Source organism: Riemerella anatipestifer ATCC 11845 = DSM 15868 (assembly GCF_000252855.1).
GTDB lineage: Bacteria > Bacteroidota > Bacteroidia > Flavobacteriales > Weeksellaceae > Riemerella > Riemerella anatipestifera.
Genome location: NC_017045.1, coordinates 992,115 through 1,009,563, shown reverse-complemented (window position 1 = coordinate 1,009,563; position 17,449 = coordinate 992,115). Strand labels below are relative to the sequence as shown.

Annotated in this window: 11 protein-coding genes; 9 read left to right on the top strand and 2 right to left on the bottom strand. The window is 36.3% G+C overall.

Going from position 1 to position 17,449, the window contains the following annotated elements; all coding sequences use genetic code 11:
• The first annotated feature begins 17 nt into the window (after window positions 1–17).
• The 6 genes from RA0C_RS04885 to yidC all read left to right on the top strand — a co-directional run bounded on the left by RA0C_RS04885 (window position 18) and on the right by yidC (window position 8,755).
• A complete protein-coding gene (locus RA0C_RS04885; RefSeq protein WP_013446917.1) occupies window positions 18–2,030 on the top strand; it encodes a fumarate reductase/succinate dehydrogenase flavoprotein subunit in 2,013 nt (670 codons plus the stop codon).
• Window positions 2,031–2,053: 23 nt separating this feature from the next.
• Window positions 2,054–2,824, top strand: coding sequence for a succinate dehydrogenase/fumarate reductase iron-sulfur subunit (locus RA0C_RS04880; RefSeq protein ID WP_004918231.1), 771 nt, complete (start codon window positions 2,054–2,056; stop codon window positions 2,822–2,824).
• 85 nt (window positions 2,825–2,909) lie between these two features.
• Complete coding sequence (gene dinB, locus RA0C_RS04875) at window positions 2,910–3,992, top strand: DNA polymerase IV (protein WP_013446916.1); 1,083 nt, start codon at window positions 2,910–2,912, stop codon at window positions 3,990–3,992.
• A gap of 96 nt (window positions 3,993–4,088) precedes the next feature.
• Window positions 4,089–5,120, top strand: a complete 1,032-nt coding sequence (recA, locus tag RA0C_RS04870) for a recombinase RecA (protein WP_004918236.1) — start codon at window positions 4,089–4,091, stop codon at window positions 5,118–5,120.
• Between the two features lie 144 nt (window positions 5,121–5,264).
• On the top strand, window positions 5,265–6,881 hold the full coding sequence (locus tag RA0C_RS04865) for a CTP synthase (protein WP_013446915.1): 1,617 nt from the start codon (window positions 5,265–5,267) through the stop codon (window positions 6,879–6,881).
• Between the two features lie 83 nt (window positions 6,882–6,964).
• Complete coding sequence (gene yidC, locus RA0C_RS04860) at window positions 6,965–8,755, top strand: membrane protein insertase YidC (RefSeq protein WP_013446914.1); 1,791 nt, start codon at window positions 6,965–6,967, stop codon at window positions 8,753–8,755.
• A 103-nt stretch (window positions 8,756–8,858) separates the two neighbouring features.
• On the opposite strand, the gene RA0C_RS04855 is transcribed toward yidC, so the two are convergent.
• Window positions 8,859–9,443 (bottom strand): ribonuclease HII, encoded by a 585-nt coding sequence (locus RA0C_RS04855; protein ID WP_013446913.1) that lies wholly within the window; start codon window positions 9,441–9,443, stop codon window positions 8,859–8,861.
• 132 nt (window positions 9,444–9,575) lie between these two features.
• Between RA0C_RS04855 and RA0C_RS04850 the strand changes: the two genes are divergently transcribed.
• From RA0C_RS04850 to argS, 3 genes are all read left to right on the top strand, one after another.
• On the top strand, window positions 9,576–12,569 hold the full coding sequence (locus tag RA0C_RS04850; RefSeq protein WP_013446912.1) for a SusC/RagA family TonB-linked outer membrane protein: 2,994 nt from the start codon (window positions 9,576–9,578) through the stop codon (window positions 12,567–12,569).
• Window positions 12,570–12,591: 22 nt separating this feature from the next.
• Window positions 12,592–14,079 carry a SusD/RagB family nutrient-binding outer membrane lipoprotein gene (locus RA0C_RS04845; protein ID WP_004918244.1) on the top strand — a complete coding sequence of 496 codons (1,488 nt, stop codon included), beginning with the start codon at window positions 12,592–12,594 and terminating at the stop codon, window positions 14,077–14,079.
• 86 nt (window positions 14,080–14,165) lie between these two features.
• The gene (argS, locus tag RA0C_RS04840; RefSeq protein ID WP_004918246.1) at window positions 14,166–15,929 is read left to right on the top strand and encodes an arginine--tRNA ligase; all 1,764 of its coding nucleotides are present in this window, start codon (window positions 14,166–14,168) and stop codon (window positions 15,927–15,929) included.
• A 54-nt stretch (window positions 15,930–15,983) separates the two neighbouring features.
• On the opposite strand, the gene mtaB is transcribed toward argS, so the two are convergent.
• Window positions 15,984–17,330, bottom strand: coding sequence for a tRNA (N(6)-L-threonylcarbamoyladenosine(37)-C(2))-methylthiotransferase MtaB (gene mtaB / locus RA0C_RS04835; protein WP_004918247.1), 1,347 nt, complete (start codon window positions 17,328–17,330; stop codon window positions 15,984–15,986).
• Window positions 17,331–17,449 lie beyond the last annotated feature (119 nt).

Below are 17,449 nucleotides of genomic sequence, written 5' to 3'. Positions count from 1 at the left end.
ATTTAAAATATCTAAAAATGAGTATATTAGATTCTAAAATTCCAGCAGGTCCATTGGCGGACAAGTGGAAAAATCATAAAAATCACATGAACCTAGTAGCCCCTAACAACCGTGATAAGATAGATGTTATCGTGGTAGGAACAGGGTTAGCAGGTGGTTCTGCTGCAGCTACTTTAGCAGAGCAGGGTTATAATGTGAAGGCGTTCTGTTATCAAGATTCTCCTAGAAGAGCTCACTCTATTGCGGCTCAAGGAGGTATTAACGCCGCTAAAAACTATCAGGGAGACGGAGACTCTATCTACCGATTATTCTACGATACTATTAAAGGGGGAGACTACCGTGCTAGAGAGGCTAACGTTTATCGTCTAGCAGAAGTTTCTGCTAATATTATAGACCAATGTGTTTCTCAAGGGGTTCCTTTTGGTAGAGATTACGGAGGTCAATTGGACAACCGTTCTTTTGGTGGGGTTCAGGTAAAGAGAACTTTCTATGCTAAAGGACAAACAGGTCAGCAACTTCTACTAGGAGCTTATTCTGCGATGAGCCGTCAAATAGGTAAAGGTAGAATTAAAATGTACAACCGCCATGAAATGATGGAGTTGGTAATTGTTGACGGAAAAGCAAGAGGGATTATTGCGAGAAACCTAGTAACTGGGGAGATAGAAAGACACTCTGCACACGCAGTAGTTATTGCTTCTGGAGGTTATGGTAATGTTTATTTCCTTTCTACAAATGCTATGGGGTCTAACTGTTCTGCAGCTTGGAAAATCCATAAGAAAGGGGCCTACTTTGCAAACCCTTGTTTCGTTCAGATACATCCTACTTGTATTCCTGTTCACGGGACACAGCAATCTAAATTGACGTTGATGTCTGAGTCTTTAAGAAACTCTGGTAGAATATGGGTTCCTAAAAAGATAGAAGATGCTGTAGCCATTAGAGAAGGTAAACTAAGACCTGAAAATATCAAAGAAGAAGATAGAGATTATTATTTAGAAAGAAGATATCCAGCGTTTGGTAACCTAGTGCCTCGTGATGTGGCTTCTAGAGCGGCTAAAGAGCGTTGTGATGCTGGTTTTGGTATCGAAAATAACGAAACTAAGGAAGGGGTTTACCTAGACTTCTCTACCGAAATAATGAAGAAAGGTAAAGAAGCGGCTTTGGAAAGAAACCTACATAATCCTACAGAGCAACAAATCTACGATTTAGGTAAAGCTTGGGTAGAAGAGAAGTATGGGAACTTATTCCAAATGTACGAAAAGATTACAGCGGATAATCCGTACAAAACACCAATGAAGATTTATCCAGCGGTACACTATTCTATGGGTGGTGTTTGGGTAGATTATAACTTGATGTCCACAATACCAGGTTGTTTCGTGATTGGAGAAGCTAACTTCTCAGACCACGGTGCTAATAGACTTGGAGCTTCTGCTCTAATGCAAGGTTTAGCAGATGGGTACTTCGTATTGCCTTATACAATTGCAGATTATCTTTCTGCGGATATTAGAACAGGGCAAATCCCTACAGATACACCAGCTTTTGAAGAGGCAGAGAAAGAGATACAAGAGAAAGTTAATTTCTTCATCAATAATAACGGAACTCACTCTGTAGATTATTTCCACAAAAAATTAGGAAATGTAATGTGGAATAAGGTGGGTATGGCTAGAAACGAGCAAGGCTTGAAGGAAGCTATCCAAGAAATTGAAGAAATTAGAAAAGATTTTTGGCAAAATGTAAGAGTTCCAGGTGAAGCTAATGGTATGAACCCTGAACTAGAAAAGGCATTCCGTGTAGCGGATTTCTTAGAGCTAGGTCAGCTTATGGCAATGGACGCACTTAACAGAAACGAATCTTGCGGAGGACACTTCCGTGAAGAATATTCTACTCCAGACGGAGAAGCACAGAGAGATGATGAGAACTATAAGTATGCTGCAGTTTGGGAATACAAAGGAGAAGACATCAATCAGGAAGTCTTACACAAAGAAGAACTGGTTTACGAGAATATAGAAGTGAAAACAAGAAGTTATAAATAATCTCCAATAAAAACGATAATAAAATGAGTGCAAAAAAAGGATTAAACCTGACTCTAAAAATTTGGAGACAGAAAAATAATAAATCAAAAGGGCAATTTGAAACTTATAAGATTTCTGATGTTTCTCCTGATTCGTCATTCTTGGAGATGTTGGATATGCTCAATGAAAATTTAGTAAACGAAGGTAAAGAGCCTGTAGCTTTTGACCACGACTGCCGTGAGGGTATTTGCGGTATGTGTTCGTTATACATCAATGGTAGAGCTCATGGTCCTGATACAGGGATTACTACCTGCCAGCTACACATGAGAATGTTTAAAGATGGCGAAACTATTCATATAGAGCCATGGAGAAGTGCTGCTTTCCCAGTAATTAAAGACTTGGTAGTAGATAGAAGTGCCTTTGATAGAATTATGGCTGCAGGAGGATTTATTTCTGTAAATACTTCTGGTAACACTACTGATGCTAACAGTATCCCAGTGCCTAAAGAAGATGCAGATAAAGCAATGGATGCAGCAGCTTGTATAGGATGTGGTGCTTGTGTGGCAACTTGTAAAAACGGTTCTGCGATGCTATTTGTAGGAGCTAAAGTTTCTCAATATGCACTATTACCACAAGGTAGAGTAGAGGCTAAGAGAAGAGTTCTTAAAATGGTAGCAGCTATGGACGAGGAAGGCTTTGGTAACTGCTCTAACACTGGAGCTTGTGAAGTAGAATGTCCTAAAGGAATTTCTCTTGAAAACATTGCAAGAATGAACAGAGAGTTCTTATGTGCAACACTATCTAGTGCAGAATAAGACTTACAGTTTATTAGAATAAAATAAAATCGCTTTTTGTTATGAAAAGCGATTTTTTTATGAGGTTATCTATTATATTTGTTCTGTGGAGCAGTTTTACAGAAAAATCATACATATAGATATGGACGCTTTCTATGCCTCGGTGGAGCAACGAGATTTCCCTGAGCTTAAAGGGAAACCAGTGGTGGTAGGAGGAGAGCATAGAGGAGTTGTGGCGGCTGCAAGTTACGAAGCGAGAAAATACGGTGTGAGGTCAGCGATGTCTAGTGTTGTGGCAAAGAAAAAATGCCCACAGATAATTTTTGTTAAACCTAGATTTCATAGGTATAAAGAAGTTTCTGAACAGATAAGAACTATCTTTTTTGAATATACCGACTTGGTAGAGCCTCTTTCGCTAGACGAAGCATATTTAGATGTTACTCATAACAAAAAGGGTATAGTTTCGGCTAATTTAATAGCTAAAGAAATAAGACAAAAGATATTTGAAACTACTGGACTTACAGCCTCGGCGGGGATTTCGGTAAATAAATTTTTGGCTAAGGTGGCTTCTGATATCAATAAACCTAACGGACAGAAAACAATTCATCCAACTAAAGTGCTTTCCTTTTTAGAAAACCTTCCCATAGAGCGGTTTTATGGGATAGGAAATGTAACGGCAAACAAAATGTATCAATTGGGAATTTACAAAGGCAAAGATTTAAAAGAAAAGCCTTTGGAGTATTTGGTAACTCATTTTGGAAAAATGGGAGGACATTATTATGATATTGTAAGGGGCATACATAGAAGTGAGGTTAAACCTCATAGGATTGCCAAAAGTGTAGGGGTAGAACATACTTATGTAGATGATATTGATACCGAGCAAGATATAGATAAACAACTGATGAGATTAGCCCAAGAATTATACAGAAGAATAGAGAAAAAGAAAGTTAAAGGTAAATCATTAACACTTAAAATAAAGTACAAAGATTTTTCACTTTTTACGCGTTCCAAAACTCAAAATTTATATTTTGAAACAGAGGAAGAAATGTATCAAACTGCTCGTTTTTTGTGGAGTCTTCGTCCTTATGATAAAGCCATTCGTCTTTTAGGGTTATCCTTGTCTAGTTTGAATACGTCGTCTCAGAAAAAAGTTTATGTGCAGCTCAAAATTCCATTTAATGATTTGTAATTCAGTTGATTGTTTGTGTTGATTAGAAGAGGTGATGAATAAGATATTATTCTAGTCTAATTCTTTTTTGTATTTTTGGGGTAAATTATATTAACAATGGCAAAGACTGAAACAACAAGTCCTAACGATGATAAAAAAAAGGCATTAGCAGCCGTATTAGAAAAACTAGATAAAACTTACGGTAAAGGTACCGTTATGAAACTAGGTGATGGTACGGTAGACCATAATATAGAGGTGATTCCGTCAGGTTCTTTAGGGCTAGATTTGGCTTTAGGGGTAGGTGGTTATCCTAAGGGGAGAATTGTAGAAATCTACGGTCCAGAATCTTCTGGTAAAACTACATTAACGCTTCACGCAATTGCGGAAGCTCAAAAAGTAGGGGGAACAGCAGCATTTATAGATGCAGAACATGCTTTTGATATGCACTATGCCGAAAAATTAGGCATCAATCTAGAAGAGCTTATCGTGTCTCAACCAGATAATGGAGAGCAGGCATTAGAAATTGCAGATAGCCTTATTCGTTCTGGAGGAGTGGATATTGTAGTGGTAGACTCTGTGGCAGCACTTACGCCTAAAGCAGAGATTGATGGTGATATGGGAGATTCTAAAATGGGTCTTCACGCAAGACTGATGTCTCAAGCACTTAGAAAATTAACTTCTTCTATTTCTAAAACAAAATGTACTGTAATTTTCATCAACCAGTTGAGAGATAAAATTGGAGTAATGTTTGGTAGCCCTGAAACAACAACGGGAGGTAACGCTCTTAAATTCTATGCTTCGGTAAGGATAGATATCAGACGCTCGTTGAGTGATACAGGTAAGATTAAAGATAAATCTGGCGAAGTTATAGGTAACCGAACTAAAGTAAAAGTGGTTAAAAATAAAGTAGCTCCACCATTTAAGAGTGCTGAGTTTGATATTATGTATGGGGAAGGTGTGTCTAAAGTTGGTGAGATTTTAGATGTGGCTACAGATTTAGATATTATCCAAAAGAGTGGTTCTTGGTTCAGTTATCAGGACACAAAGCTAGGACAAGGGCGTGATACGGTAAAGGAACTCATCAAAGATAATCCTGAACTTGCAGAAGAGCTAGAAGCAAAAATCAGAGAAAAATTACAAGCTAAATAGAGCATTTAATTAAAATAAAGCTAAAAACTCCGAGTAGAATCATCGGAGTTTTTTTATGTTTGATGAGGACTTTATTTAGGATAAATCTTTCATTAAGATTGTCCACATCATTCATTTATTATAACTTTGCACAAACCTAAACTAATGAGTAAAAAAAATACTAAATACATCTTTGTTACAGGAGGTGTTACCTCTTCACTAGGAAAGGGCATTATATCTGCATCACTAGGCTTATTACTAAAATCCAGAGGCTTTAAAGTAACTATTCAAAAGTTAGACCCTTACATCAATATAGATCCAGGTACTCTTAATCCGTATGAACACGGCGAGTGCTATGTAACCGAAGATGGTGCAGAAACCGATTTAGATTTGGGGCATTATGAGAGATTTTTGGACGCACCAACTTCTCAAAATAACAATGTAACTACGGGGCGTATTTATCAGACCGTTATAGAGAAAGAAAGAAAGGGAGATTTCTTAGGTAAAACAGTGCAGGTAATTCCGCATATTACCAATGAAATTAAACGCAGAATTAAAATCCTTGCTCAAAAGAATTACGATATTATTATCACCGAAATAGGTGGTACTGTGGGAGATATAGAGTCTCTACCTTACATAGAGTCTGTAAGACAGCTCAAGTGGGAGTTAGGAGAACATAATTCAATGGTAATCCATTTAACGCTTTTGCCTTATTTAGCAGCGAGTGGTGAACTTAAAACTAAACCTTCCCAACATTCCGTGAGACAGCTTATGGAAAGTGGTATTCAGGCAGATGTGCTGGTATGTCGTTCGGAGCATAAAATCCCGAAAGATGTTCGTGCTAAGCTAGCTCAATTTTGTAATGTGCCTAGCGATAATGTGATAGAGTGTATGGATGCTGAAACCATCTATCAAGTTCCAATAGAACTACAGAAACAAAAATTTGATGAGGTGGTTCTAAAAGCTCTAGACCTTAAAAACGATACTGAGGCTGATTTAAAAAGTTGGAAAACATTTTTAAAGAAATATAAAAATCCTAAAAAATCAGTAGAGATAGCATTAGTAGGTAAGTATGTGTCTTTACAAGATTCTTATAAATCTATAGCGGAAGCATTTATACACGCTGGAGCAGATTTGGAGACGGAAGTTAATATCCGTTGGGTATACAGTGGAGATTTAGAGGAAGGCAAGGTTTCGGAAATCCTTAAAGGAGTAGATGCGATGCTGATAGCTCCTGGGTTTGGAGATAGAGGTATAGAAGGAAAAATTCTTGCGGCTCAATATGCGAGAGAACATAAAATTCCTCTTCTAGGAATTTGTTTAGGAATGCAGATTATGACGATTGAATTTGCTAGAAATGTACTAGGCTACGAAAAGGCTAACTCTATGGAGTTTGATACTACCACGGCTTACCCTGTGATTTCTCTAATGGAAGAACAAAAGAATGTGGTGGAAAAAGGAGGTACTATGAGACTTGGAGCTTGGAAATGCACTCTTAAATCAGGTTCTAAATTAGCAGAGATTTACGATAGCAAAAACATTTCGGAGCGTCATCGTCATCGTTATGAGTTCAATAGTGAATTCAAAAAAGACTATGAAGACAGAGGTCTAGTTCCTACAGGATTCAATCCAGATACAGGTTTAGTGGAAGCGTTAGAACTTAACGAGCATCCATTCTATATTGGAGTGCAGTATCACCCAGAGTATAAGAGTACTGTAGCAACACCGCATCCATTGTTTAAAGCCTTGGTAAAAGCAGCGGTTGAACATAAAGGGAAGTAATTAAATTAAAAAACTTAAATTCGCAGTCTGAAAAAAAGGAAATTTCCTTTAATAAAATTTCTAACTGAAAAATATATTTATTGATGATGCAACAGAATAATGGATTAGACAAAAATCAGTTAATTGGTTTTGTGGTATTTACTCTATTTTTATTAGGAGTAATGTTATACTTTCAAAAGCAACAGACTGGGCAAGAGCAACAACAAGTTGCCACAGAGCAGAAGGTAGGAGCTACTAACAATATTGTAAAAGCCACCAATCTGCCTGTTAAAGCTAACGAAATACAAAAAGTAAGCCTTAAAAATGATAAAATATCGGTGGAGTTTAGTGGACTTGGAGGTCAGATTTCTTCTCTATTGATGAATAATTATAAAGCTTATAATAAGAAAACCAACCAAAATGACTTACCATTATATCTTATAGAGCGTAATAATTCTTCGTATGGTTTTAAATTTAAAGATAAATCAGGCAAAGAGATTAACACCAAAGATTTGGTGTTTACGTCTCAAGTTAATGGGAATACGGTAACTATGACGAGTGTCTTAAACGGTGGAGCTATTGTACAGTTTATTTATACTTTAAAAGATTATCAGGTTGATTTTCAAGTAGCGACTAAAGGGTTGTCGTCTATTGTTTCTGGAGATAAAGCAAGTTTCGTTTGGAACTATACACCTAAAGAGCAGGAAAAAGGTAGAGCTCAGGAGCAACAACATACAGAGTTTGTTTACGCTTTTAATAATTATAAAAGCACCGACTATGATGCCAGAACTTCTATGGACGAAACTAAAGAAGTTTTAAATTGGTTAGCGGTTAAACAGCAGTTTTTTACACCTATTATAGAAGCCAAGAATGGGTTTAAAAACTCCACAGGTCATCAGGATATGATTGAGGAAGGGGAATATCTTAAGAAATTTGATTTCAACGGAGAGTTGGAAATTACAGGAGGAGAATTTAATCAAAGTTTTTCGTGGTACTTTTTGCCGTTGGATTTAAAATTATTAAAGACTTTTGATAAGAACTTTGATGAAATCATTCCTCTTGGTTGGTCTTTTATAGGAACAATGAACCGTTGGATATTTATCCCTATGTATAATATGATTTCATCTTGGGGAATAGCTGCAGGTTGGGTAATTTTCCTAATGACGATTTTGGTTAAAGTGGTACTTTCTCCAATTATGTACAAACAACATAAGTTGAGTGCAATGATGAAAGTGATTCGTCCTGAAATAGAGGAAGTAAATGCCAAACTCAAAGACGCCGATCCAATGAAGAAGCAACAAGCAGTGATGGAGGTGTATAGAAAGGCTGGTGTTAATCAGTTAGCAGGGTGTTTACCAGCATTGTTACAAATTCCTATATTCTATGCACTATTCCGTTTCTTCCCTAATATGTTAGATTTAAGAGGGAAAGGCTTCTGGTTTGCAACCGACTTAACAGCTTATGATGATTTAATAAAATTACCATTTCATATTCCATTTTTGGGAGAGCATATCAGCATTTTTGCTTTGGCTTGTACGGCGGTATTATTGATATATACAGTGATGACAGCAGGTAATATGCAACAACCAACGCAGGAAGGTATGCCTAATATGAAGCCTTTGATGTATATTTTCCCAGTAATGTTCTTGTTTTTCTTGAACTCTGCGGCATCAGGATTATCTTGGTATTACTTTGTATCTAACGGTATCAATATTATCATTATCCTAGTGATTAAGTACTGGATTTTAGATGAAAAAACAATCCATGCACAGATTCAAGCTAACAAAGCGAAGCCTAAAAAGGAAGGTAAGTTCCAAAAAAGGATGCGTGAAATGATGGAAAAAGCTCAAGAACAACAAAGATTGCAGGAGCAACAGAGAGCTAAACGCAAATAAAAGTAAATTTAGAAATAGTATAAATAACCTCAAAATCATCGATTTTGAGGTTATTTTTTTGTTAACAAATTGTTAAATAAAAAACATGATTTTTATCATATGTTTAATTATAGTCTAACCTGAAGGATTTTCGGTGATGTATGGTAGGTCCTAGCTTATTAAGCGCCTCTCGGTGTTGTTTGGTAGCATAGCCAAAGTTTTTGTTCCAGCCGTATTCTGGGTACTCTTCATGGAGTTTAATCATAACATGGTCTCTGTAATTTTTGGCTAAAATAGAAGCTGCAGCAATAGATAAAACCTTAGAATCTCCTTTTATAATACACTCGTGTGGCGTGAAAGGATAGGGCTTAAACCTATTGCCATCTACTAAAATAAGTTCTGGGCGAATGGTTAGTTTATCTAAGGCAAGGTGCATCGCGTGTATGCTTGCGTTTAGGATATTATGTTCATCAATAAAACTAGGCGGAAGTTCTGCTATGGCATAATCTAAAGCATAATCTTTAATATATAAATCCAGTTCGTTTCTCGTTTTAAAATTAAGTTTTTTGGAGTCATTGATGAGGTTTTGCTCAAAATTTTCATCTAAAATAACAGCTGCTGCAACCACAGGACCACATAGACATCCTCTCCCAGCTTCATCGCAGCCCGCTTCTATATAATTTTTAGTCCATTTTTTTGCTAATTTCATAAAATTTAATTAAATGTAAAATATGTAATTGTTGATTATACAAAATTAAACTTTTTTTAAGAAATTTTAACTTACTTATTGTGTATGTTAAGATAATGTTATAAAATTGTTCAGTGAAAAATTTATTTTGAAATGAAGAAATTAACAACAAGTGTTTTAGCTGTAGTTCTTACTTCATCTTTTGTAACAGTAGATGCACAAAAGGTAAAGAAGGATTCAGTGACTAAGACAACTCAAATTGAGGGAGTGGTAATGACTGCTCTTGGGGTTAAAAGAGAAAAAAAATCTCTTGGATATGCCTCAACTGAAGTTAAGGCAGAAGCTTTAACTTCAGGAACAACCAATACAGGTAATGTGGCTTCTTTACTATCTGGTAAGGTTGCAGGATTACAGGTTAATACTAATAATAACTTTGGAGGTTCTTCCAATCTATTGATTAGGGGCTTTAAGTCTCTTACGGGAAACAGTAGCCCACTAATTGTAATAGATGGGTCTCCAGTTAACAATGCTACACTTTCGGGGCAGTTTGATTACGGTAACTTTTTGTCTGATATAAATCAAGAAGATATTGAGTCAATGAATGTGCTTAAAGGTGCTGCGGCATCGGCATTATATGGTGAAAGAGGAAGTAATGGTGTTATTGTGATAACAACGAAAAATGGTAAAGGTAAGGGAACGAATTGGGGAGTAACTTTACAATCGTCTGTTAATGTAGGGTTTATTGATAAATCAACCTTTCCTAAATATCAGAAAAGATATGGAGCAGGTTATGGACCTTATTATGGTCCTAATGAGGACTCGTATTTCAATACAGCACCTGATGGTAGATACGAGGTTCCGTTTAGTGAGGATGCATCTTATGGTGCGGAGTTTGATCCAAATTTACTTGTGTATCAGTGGAATTCATACGATCCAACATCGCCTAATTTTGGTAAAGCAACTCCTTGGGTTGCAGCTAAAAATGGACCTTTAGCTTTTTTTGAAACACCTGTTACTACAGTTAACTCTATAAGTTTAGAGAAAGGTGATAAAAATGGAAATATTAGTTTAAACTATACTAATATGCTTTCCAATGGTTTGTTACCAAATTCCAATTTAAGAAAGAATTCATTATCTACTAAGTTTAACTATGCATTTACGGATAAGTTAACGGCTACAGTGTATTCAGCATTAACTTTACAGAATACTGTGGGTAGAAATGAAACAGGGTATTCAGACAATATAGTTACAAATTTTAGACAATGGTGGCAAACCAATGTGGATATTTTGGAATTGAGGGATGCTTACTATAGAAGTGGAGAGCAGAATGTTACATGGAACAGAAAATCGGCTACTAATTCAGCCCCTGCTTATTGGAATAACCCTTATTTTCAAAGATATAAGAGTTATCAATCTGATGACAGAGTGAGAAGCTTTAGTTATGCTCAGCTAAGATATGAGGTGTCTAAAAACTTAGGAGTAACGGCTAAACTATCGCATGATAATTTGGCGATGCTTATTGAAGAAAGATTAGCATTAGGGACATTACCTCAAAGTTTTGGTACTTCAGGTAACGATGTTTCGTCTGGTTATGCAAGGAATAATAGAACTTCTACAGAGACAAACTTTGATTTATTTGCTAATTATAAATTTAATATTACTTCAGATTTAGGAGTTACGGGTATTGTGGGAGGTAATGTTAGAAGAAATAAGTACGATAATGTTTATCAATCAACAGAAGGAGGATTAGTAGCAGATGGTCTTTATGCTATTTCTAACTCTGCATCTACTGTGCTTGCTCCTATCGAGAATGTGGCTACTTATGTTACATCGGGAGCTTATGCTACGGCTTCTTTTGATTATAAGAAGATGTTATTTGTTGATGCAACATATCGTTTTGATAAGAGTTCAAACTTACCGAAAGGTAGTAATGTATATGGGTACCCGTCTTTAACAGGGACTTTCATTATATCAGAGTTAGTTAAACCATCTTGGCTTAGTTTTTGGAAGGTAAGAGCCAACTATGCAGAAGTTGGGGCTTCAACAGATCCGTACAAGTTGAGAAATACCTATAGTGTTAGAGGAATGTTTGTAAACTCTGGTCTTTTTGATCAGCCTAATTTCTTGGCTAATCCTTATTTGAAACCAGAAAGATCTAAAGAGTTTGAAACAGGTATGGAAATGCAGTTCTTTAAAAATAGATTAGGCTTTGATATAGCTTACTATAAGACGAGAACTTTTGATCAAATTATTAACTTGCCAATATCTTCTGCTTCAGGGTATAGAAGTATGTTGATTAATGCTGGACAAGTTAATAACACAGGTATAGAAGTACAGGTGAATGGTACACCAATTAAAACGGCTAATTTCCGTTGGGATATAGATGTAAACTGGGCACAAAATAGAAGTGAAGTTGTATCACTATTCCCAGGGGTTGATAATTATTTGTTAGCATCTTATCAAGGAGGGGTTTCTCTTAATGCTAGAGTAGGGCAACCATTTGGGGTGCTAGTAGGTACAGATTATAGATATGATGCTAATGGAAATAAAGTAATAGATCCTAAAACAGGACGTTATTATAGAGAAGCAAATCAGGTTATTGGGAATATAACTCCAGATTGGACAGGAGGAGTTAGAAACAGTTTTCATTACAAAGGATTATCTGTTAGCTTCTTGATAGATGTTAAGAAAGGAGGAAATGTGTTCTCTACGGATATGTATTATGGCTTAGCTACTGGTTTATATGAAGAAACTGCAGTAGGAGATTATAGAACTAAAGGAGTAGTATGGGATGGTGTTAACCCTAATGGTAATGTAAACACAACTTATACTATAGGGGCTGGTGCGTTTGGAAATGTTGATGGATATAGAAGAATGCCAGCTAAAAGGTTTGTTTATGACGCATCTTATGTGAAGTTGAGAGAGGCAAGTATAGGCTATAACTTACCAAAGTCGTTATTAAAAGATACATTTATAACAGATGCTAAAGTGTCTATAGTAGGTAGAAACTTATGGATTATACACAAAAATTTACCTTATGCTGATCCAGAAGCAGGAACAGGTGGAGGACTCTCTGCAAGAGGAAACTCTATAGGGGTGCTACCTACTACTAGAGATATAGGTATAGATGTAACATTTAAATTTTAAGAATTATTAAAGAAATTTTGAGATGAAAAAAATAATAAAGATAACAAGTATTTTGGGAGCTGTAGCTTTAGGGACAGGTGTTGCTACATCGTTAGTTTCTTGTGAAAGTGATGTAACCTCTCTAAATGATGATCCTAAACGTCCAGTAGTGGTTCCTTCAGGAAATCTGGTTGCTAGTGCTGAACAGACATTAATGTCACAAATAATGACAGCTAGTGTAAATAGAAATATATACAGATTTTTTACACAACAATGGTCTCAAACTACCTATGTAGATGAGTCTAATTATGATATGGTGACGAGACCTATCTCTAGGACTCATTATAATTATATGATGTCCTCGTCAGCTCAGAACTCTAGTTCTCCAGGGGTTTTATCTGCATTGAGAGATGCGAAGAAGTTTTTAGCAACTGAGAATGTATCGGATGTAGAGAGAAAGAACAAAGAGGCTGTTATTGAGTTGTTGAGTGTTTATGCGTGGGCTAATCTAGTAGATACATTCGGTGATGTGCCTTACTTTGATGCTTTACAATTGACACCAGACAATAAAGAAGCAAAGTACATCTCTCCTAAGTATGATGATGCTGAAACTATATATAAAGATTTATTTGCTAGAATAGATGCTGCTGTAGCCAATATAAATACCTCTGAGGGATCGTATTCTACTGATATAATCTATGGGGGTAATATGTCGAAATGGAAAAAAATGGGGAATTCTCTAAAGTTTAAATTAGCATTAAATATAGCGGATCAGAATCCTGTATTGTCAAAACAAATGGCTGAAGCGGCTTATAGTGCTGGACTTTTTTCTAGTATGGAGGATAATTTTGGTTTAGCTAAATTTCCTACGGGATTATTTCCGAACCCTGTTTATTTAGATGTCGTAGCGTCTGGAAGAGATGACTATTTACCATCAGATATTTTGGTAAATACAATGAATGCTACTAAAGATCCTAGAAGAGCAGTATGGTTTACGACTGTTGGCGGAGAATATAAGGGGGGAGTGTATGGAAATAGTAATTCATTTGGAAGTTTTTCTCACTTTACTAGTGTCATTTCAGGAGCCGAAGCTTCAGGGTATTTGCTGGACTTTACAGAAATATCATTTCTTAGAGCCGAAGCAGCTGCTAGAGGGTATTCTGTAGGAGGGACAAAAGAGGATTTATTTGCTTCTGCAATAAAGGCATCTATGACTGAATATGGAGTTTCTGCTGCTGATATAACAACCTATTTAGCAAATAATACTTTAGGGTCAAATTGGAGAAAGTCTATAGGGGAGCAAGCTTGGGTAGCTATGTTTAATAGAGGTTATCAGGCTTGGAACTTTACAAGAAGGTTAGATTATCCTAAATTTGAAAACCCAGAAAACTCTACAGTAGAAGCTGTGCCAATTAGAATGAAGTATTCTGACCAAGAATATGTTTTGAATAATGCAAATGTGTCAGCTGCTGCAAGTAAGTTAAAAGGAGGAGATAAAGTATCGTCTCGTATATTTTGGGATATTTACTAGTAGTAAAATAACTTAATAATAGAAAAACCACCTTTCGGGGTGGTTTTTTATTTGTGTATATTTGCAGAGTTAAAACAAAATGATTAATGGATATTAAAGAGTATATAAAGGAAAGTATTACTCAAGTTGTAGAGTCTGTATATGGGCTTCAAAATATAACTTTGGAGGTACAAGAAAATAAAACAGATTTTGAAGGAGATTTTACGGTGGTAATATTTCCTTTAGTGAAGCAACTTAAGAAGAGTCCAGATGCATTGGGGCAAGAGATAGGAGAAGCTTTAATAAATTCTAGTGATTTTGTAGAAGGCTTTAATGTAGTTAAAGGTTTTCTTAATCTTAAAGTTAAAAATAAATACTTTATAGAAAGTTTTAAAGCAGAAGAACTAAACTTTGGAACAGTTACACCTAAGCACCAAACGGTAATGGTGGAATATTCTTCCCCTAATACTAATAAACCACTACATTTAGGGCATATTAGAAATATTCTTTTGGGTTATTCAGTCGCTCAAATACTGAAAGAGGCGGGATATGATGTCATCAAAACTCAAATTGTTAACGATAGAGGAATTCATATTTGTAAGTCTATGTTGGCGTGGGAAAAGTTTGGTAATGGAGAAACGCCTGCTGATTCTGGACTGAAGGGAGATAAGCTAGTAGGGAATTACTATGTTAAATTTGACCAAGAATACAAGAAAGAAATCCAAAATCTTGTAGAAAATGGCTTAGGAGAAGACGAAGCTAAAAAGCAAGCTCTAATTTTTGTGGAAGCACAAAAGATGCTTCTAGATTGGGAGCAAGAAAATCCTCAGGTGCGTGAGTTGTGGCAGAAGATGAACCAATGGGTTTACGATGGTTTCGGAGAAACTTATAAAAGATTAGGTGTTGATTTTGACCAAATCCAATACGAAAGTAATACCTATATATTAGGAAAAGATTTAATACAAGAGGGGCTTTCTAAAGGAGTATTGTATCAGAAAGAGGACGGCTCGGTGTGGTGTGATTTATCCGATGAAGGTTTAGACCAAAAATTACTATTGCGTAGTGATGGTACTTCCGTCTATATGACGCAGGATTTAGGGACAGCGGTGGAACGCTTTAAGCAAAACGATATACAAAAACTGATTTACACCGTAGGAAACGAGCAAGATTATCACTTCCAAGTGCTATTTAAAATCTTGAAAAAACTAGGATACGATTGGGCAGAGCATCTGTATCACCTTTCTTATGGTATGGTAGAGTTACCACACGGAAAGATGAAATCAAGAGAGGGAACGGTGGTAGATGCAGACGATTTGATGCAGGAAATGTACCTCACTGCCAAAGAAAAAGCTCAAGAATTAGGGAAGCTAGAACATTTGCCAGAAGAAGATAAGGAGCGTTCTTACGAAATTGTAGGGCAAGGAGCTCTTAAATATTATATGCTTAAAGTAGATCCTAAGAAGAAGATGTTGTTTAATCCAGAGGAGAGTATAGATTTTAATGGTAACACAGGACCATTTATCCAATACACCTATGCGAGAATCCAATCGTTGCTAGAAAAAGCAGGTTATGAACCACAGGATTTAGCAGATGATATAGAAATCAATGCTTATGAAAAGGAGCTTATAACACATTTGGGTAATTTTAAAACAGTAGTTTCTAAGGCGGCAGAGACGCTTAGTCCAGCACAATTGGCTAATTATATTTATGATTTAGTAAAGTCGTATAATTCTTTCTATCAGAATAATCCTATTCTTAATCAGGAAGACGCAGCGGTTAAAAACTTGCGTCTGAAACTTTCTGCTCTTACAGCAAAAACTATTAAGAGAGGTCTAGAATTACTAGGCATTGGTGTGGTAAACAGAATGTAAACTAGAATTAAAACCAACAATAAAGCCTCACAAATTTGTGAGGCTTTTGTTTTTTTAGGTATTCTCTAAAAACTGTTCAAAAGAAGAACTGACCGATACTGTACCGTCTGCTTCTATTCTGTTGAGTTTTAATGTTTCTATTTGATTAACGGAACTTTGGTCAAAAGGTTTCTTTACCCTTACATAATTTTCCGTAAATCCGAACATCATACCGTCTTTATTTTCGTGTTCCCAAAGGATAGGCAATGTTTTCCCAAGTTGAGACTGATAAAAAGCCATCTTTTTCTTCTCGGACAGAATCCTAAGCATTTTGTTCCTCTTTTTTCTTTCGGAGATAGGTACTACGCCGTTCATTGCTACGGCTTCGGTATTCTCCCTTTCAGAATAGGTAAAGATGTGAAGGTAAGAGATAGGCAACTCATTTAGGAAATGGTAGGTTTCTAAAAAACGCTCTTCCGTTTCTCCAGGGAAGCCCACAATTACATCTACCCCGATAGCAGCGTTAGGCATTACAGATTTTATGGTGTCTATTCTATCTCTGTACAGCTTAGTGAGGTAGCGGCGTTTCATTCTTTTGAGGAGCTCATCACTACCAGACTGCAACGGAATATGAAAATGAGGCACAAACCTTTTGCTTTGGGCAACCAGTTCTATACTTTCATTTTTCAATAAGTTAGGTTCTATAGACGAAATTCTAATGCGTTCAATCCCTTCTACTTTGTCTAATTCTGTGATGAGGTCTAGAAAAGTATGCTCGTGTTTCTTATTACCGAACTCCCCTTTGCCGTAATCGCCAATATTTACACCTGTTAAAACAATTTCTTTAATGTCTTTAGTAGCGATTTCTTGAGCGTTTTTAATCACATTTTCTATAGTGTCAGACCTAGAAATGCCTCGTGCTAGAGGTATGGTGCAGTAAGTACACTTATAGTCGCAGCCGTCTTGTACCTTTAAAAAGGCTCTCGTGCGGTCTCCTATGGAATAAGAACCAATGAAAAAATCGGCTTCTTCTATTTCGCAAGAGTGAACGATACCCTCGTTGTGAGCTTTTTCTAAATCTTCTAAGTAGCTTAAGATATTAAACTTCTCTTTGGCTCCCAATACCAAATCCACGCCCTCTATTTTGGAAATTTCTTCGGGCTTTAGCTGAGCGTAACAACCTACAACTACCACCAATCCTTCGGGGTTGGCTTTCATAGCTCTTTTTACATGTATTTTGCATTCACGGTCGGCATTTTCTGTTACCGAGCAGGTATTGATTACATAGACATCGGCTCTGTCATCAAAGTTTACTTTCTGGTAACCCGCATCAGACAGTTGTCTAGCGATGGTGGAAGTTTCAGCGAAATTAAGTTTACAGCCTAAAGTATGGTAAGCCGCTGTTTTAGAATTAGCACTCATGACAAAAATTAAGTCTACAAATTTAGTGAATTTTATATAAGCCTAAAAATGGTCGTTATTGAGATAAATACTTTTAACAATGATGTTAAAAAAAGAAAAAACCACTCTTTTGAATAAGT